This is a genomic window from Limosilactobacillus sp., from assembly GCF_051873075.1.
In the GTDB taxonomy this organism is placed as follows: domain Bacteria; phylum Bacillota; class Bacilli; order Lactobacillales; family Lactobacillaceae; genus Limosilactobacillus.
In genome coordinates this window covers 1-3,406 of sequence record NZ_JBJEEM010000036.1, presented here as the reverse complement: position 1 = coordinate 3,406, position 3,406 = coordinate 1, and the positions used below count along the sequence as shown (strand labels likewise).

The window sequence follows — 3,406 nt, the reverse complement described above, 5'->3', positions numbered from 1 at the left end:
CAGCTCGGTCCGCTGCCGGTCGTGATGTTCAACCCGCGCTTGACCAGCCAAAGCCAGCCTTACCAAACAACGGAGGGCTGCCTTTCCCTGACCGGACAACGGCCAACCAAACGGTTCAAGAAGATCACCGTCCAGTTCTATGACCAGCAGTGGCAACGCCATGAGCTGACCCTGACGGACTTTGCTGCCGAGATCGTCCAGCACGAGCTCGATCACTGCAACGGGGTAATTATCTGATCTTCATACTGAAAAGCAGGGCCGAATCTGCTAGGATAAAAGAAATAAGGGTTGCAGAATCGCCGGGTTTTGCCACAAAAATTGCGGTTCCTCAGACAGGCGTCCGTTTGCGGGGGATGAGGACCAAATTGGAGGAATTAATATGAATTCGACACAAGCAATCAAACACGAAGTCCGGCACTATGTTGTCCGCAACGTCATTGCCACCATGGGGATGTCTCTCTACGTCCTGATCGATACCCTCTTCATCTCGATCGCCGCCGGGGCGCTGGGGCTGACCACCCTCAACCTGGTGTTGCCCCTCTTCAACGTCTTCAATGGCGTCGGTCTCCTGCTCGGGGTCGGCGGGGCCACCATCTTCTCACTCAACAAGGTCCTTCATCCCGAGCGGATCCGGGACCTGTACAGCCAGCTGATTATCTTTGCGGCGGGATTAGGGATCACCCTCGCCATCCTACTCAACATCTTTGCCACGCCGGTGGTGAACTTTCTCGGTGCCGATGACCAGACCCGGCAGATGGCCATCATCTACCTGCGGATCTGTGCCTGGTCCGGTCCCTTGTACATGTGCAACTACATCACCATCAATTTTGTCCGTAATGATGGGAACCCAACGCTGACGATGCGGGCTACCCTGACCGAAACACTTTCGGTCATCTTAATTGACTGGTTCTTCATCTTCGGCTGCGGGCTCAAGATGGAAGGGGCGGCGCTAGCGGTCCTCTTCTCCCCGCTCATCAGCCTCATCGTCTTATCTCGTCACCGGCACTTCGCCAACCGCCAGCTCCAACTTCACTGGTCCCGTCCCCGGTTGGCTTGTCTCGGCCGTTCAGCTAAATTAGGGATCGCCGCGGCCCTGAACGAGCTCAGCACCGGAGTCAGCATCTACTTCTTCAACCATGTCCTCCTGCAGCTGGCCGATAACTACGCGGTGGCGGCCTATGGGGTGATCTCCAACATTGCCATTGTGGTATTGGCAATTGCCAACGGGGTCGCGCTGGGCGTCCAGCCGATCGCTAGCCGGGAATACGGGCAGAAGCACTTTGCCAGTGTTGAGACCGCCCTCAAGACCGGGATGATCATTACTCTCCTGCTGGCAACGATCAGCTTTGTGATCTTGCTGGTCTTCAAGCTGCCGATCATCAATGCCTTCAACACCGCCCATTCCACCCAGCTAGTCCACTACGCCCGGGTGGGGTTGCCGATTTACTTCACGAGTGCCTTCTTCAGTGCCCTTAACCTGCTCTTCATCCTGTTCCTGACGGCAACCAACGCCGCCCGGGCCTCCTTTACCCTTTCGATCCTGCGGGGCTACGTCATTCTCCTACCAGCGATCCTGATCCTGGCCGCCCTGGTGGGAATCAACGGCGTCTGGGCTGCGGTCCCCGTCACTGAGTTTCTGGTCTGCATCGTGGCCAGCCTGCTGGTTTACCAGCGGATCAGGCAATTTAATTCATAAAAAATAGGATCATGACAAGTTTTGCCATGGTCCTATTTTTTATTTTCTACAGATTCAAATGGTGCTTCTTAACGGCGTGCCGGTAGAAAAGCCAGGCCACAATCCCAAAGAAAATTGGTCCAAAGGCTGTCCAGAAGGCCGTCTGCAGGTCGTGATCCAGGATTGGCTGGATGCAGGTAAAGATAATCCCTAGGCAGACAATGATCTCAACAAAAACAACCAGGACCTTCGTCCAGAAGCGGCTCTTAAAGACCACAAAGTCGTGCGGGATGTTCTTCTTTTGGAAGGTCGGAAAGGCCCCTACTAAGAAAATGTATGGGGCGCAGGCCGAGACGTTCACCATGTCGGTCAAGATCTGATAGAAGGCACTCGCTGCGGATCCCCCAAAGGAAATCAGGAAGATGATGCAGCAGACGAAGATTGCCTGCAGCCACATAGCAAAGGCCGGCATCCCATGCTTGTTGAGCTTGGTAACCCGGGCTGGCCACAGCTTCGGGTTGGCCCCCATGATGAAGGACTTGATCGGTGAATACACTAGCAAAAACATCGCGCCAAGCATCCCCATCAGACCAGCCAGGGCAATCATCCGGGTGAAGATATCACCCAGCAGCAGATTAACCCCGTGGCTGAAGCCTAAGGAGGCTCCCATCATGTAGCCAAGGCGATCAAAGACGACATAGGTAACATTTCCCAAGTTAACGTTTGGCCGGGCAATGACGTGGTCGTAGTTGACCGTAAAACCGGTCATCAGGATCATCAGGACGTAACTGCCGATCGTCAACAGTGATCCAATCACCAGACCGCGTGGGAAGGTATGCTCTGGATCCTTCATGCTGTCAGTGACCCCACCGAGGTTCTCCATCCCGCTATAGGCAAAGATGGCATAGACGACAAAGGAAATCACCGCAATTGGTGTCTTAAAGGCTGGGTTCGGGGACTCAAAGAAACTGGCAATCCCGTGAATCGGCTGGGCAGTAACCCCCTTGTTGGCAATAATCGCAATCAGACTTGCCAGGATGAAGATCGCGTTCATCGCAATCATGAAGGCTCCACCGAACGAGCTGATCTTAGTAATCCCGTTCATTCCCTGCGAACTCAATAGGGTAACCAGCAGAACGAATAGAATTGCCAAGATCCCGATCAATTCGGTGGAATTAAAAATCCAAAAGTGCCAGTGCTGGGTGGTATCGCGCCCAAACAGCAGTGCCGAAAGCGTGATCCATAAGCGGGAGGCACTCGAGACCAACCAGAGAATCCAGCTGGATAGCCAGATAAAGGTCCCAATGAAGGCCATTTTCTCACCGATGGAACCGGCCAGCCAGGAGTAGATTCCCCCCTTGGCATCCTTGAATGCCGACCCGTACTCCGCCATCATTAGGCAGCACGGGAAGAAGAAGCAGACCCCCGCCAGAATATACCAAAACATCCCCGCGTAGGCCATCTGGTCATACGCAATTGAAACGTTCCCAAAACCATAAATCGTAGAAATTATCATCAGCACCAAAGTAGGGGTGGTGATTAATTTCTTTTCTTTGTCAGCCAAAATAATTCAACTCCCCCAAGTAAAATACTTTATTATTTTAAGTGGCTCACGTTTATTATATGATAAATTTATCAATTAAAGAACGTCAATGAGAAGCTTTTAATACAAAATGTCGAGAGCGTAAAATATTTTGTGTAAATTCTGAAACTTGAATTGAAAAAGGGAAA

Annotated in this window: 3 protein-coding genes; 2 read left to right on the top strand and 1 reads right to left on the bottom strand. The window is 52.4% G+C overall.

Going from position 1 to position 3,406, the window contains the following annotated elements; genetic code table 11:
- Positions 1-237 (top strand): peptide deformylase (locus ACI31J_RS04725; protein WP_439773284.1); only part of this gene is annotated, 237 nt, incomplete at its 5' end.
- Positions 238-379: 142 nt separating this feature from the next.
- Entirely contained in the window at positions 380-1,696 is a 1,317-nt protein-coding gene (locus ACI31J_RS04720) for an MATE family efflux transporter (protein WP_439773283.1), read from the top strand.
- 46 nt (positions 1,697-1,742) lie between these two features.
- On the opposite strand, the gene yjeM is transcribed toward ACI31J_RS04720, so the two are convergent.
- Positions 1,743-3,245, bottom strand: coding sequence for a glutamate/gamma-aminobutyrate family transporter YjeM (gene yjeM, locus ACI31J_RS04715; RefSeq protein ID WP_439773296.1), 1,503 nt, complete (start codon positions 3,243-3,245; stop codon positions 1,743-1,745).
- Between the last annotated feature and the right edge of the window lie 161 nt (positions 3,246-3,406).

Coding starts and splice junctions, on each gene's coding strand:
- ACI31J_RS04720 (WP_439773283.1), top strand. CDS start 380: ATGAATTCGACACAAGCAATCAAACACGAAGTCCGGCACTATGTTGTC.